The organism is Rhizobium sp. Leaf321 (genome assembly GCF_001423215.1).
Classification (GTDB): Bacteria; Pseudomonadota; Alphaproteobacteria; order Rhizobiales; family Rhizobiaceae; genus Neorhizobium; species Neorhizobium soli.
In genome coordinates this window covers 809,503-809,966 of the sequence record NZ_LMOF01000007.1, presented here as the reverse complement: position 1 = coordinate 809,966, position 464 = coordinate 809,503, and the positions used below count along the sequence as shown (strand labels likewise).

Annotated in this window: 1 pseudogene; it reads left to right on the top strand. The window is 59.5% G+C overall.

Annotation, left to right across the window (positions count from 1 at the left end):
• Positions 1 to 464, top strand: a pseudogene (locus tag ASF70_RS23695) (hypothetical protein); the annotation flags it as partial.

Sequence of the window (464 nt, the reverse complement as noted above, 5' to 3'; positions counted from 1 at the left end):
CGCCCCCCTTTCAGTGGACTTCGGGTCTGAAAGCGGTATCGACCTTCTGGGGCTTGGTTTATCGGGTTTGACCAATCCGCTGCTCGCCGCCGTTCTCGGAGGGGAACCAACGACGTCTCTTGACAATCTACACCTGGCCGTCGATCCGGATCTTCCTGAGGAAGCCGGCATCGATCCTAGTGTAACGATCGGCAACGGCAGCGCGAGTGGAGACGATATGACGGGAACCGCCGGGAGTGACCTGATCCATGGTCAAGCCGGCAACGACGTTATATTTGGGCTAGCTGGCAACGATTCCATCTTCGGAGACGCCGGTAACGACACGCTGAACGGTGGCGCCGGTCAGGACAAGCTAGACGGTGGCACCGGGATCGATACCCTTGATTACGCCGGGTCGAATGCTGGTGTGACGATTGATCTCCAGCTCGGTACGGCTTCGGGGGGCCATGCGCAAGGAGACCAGA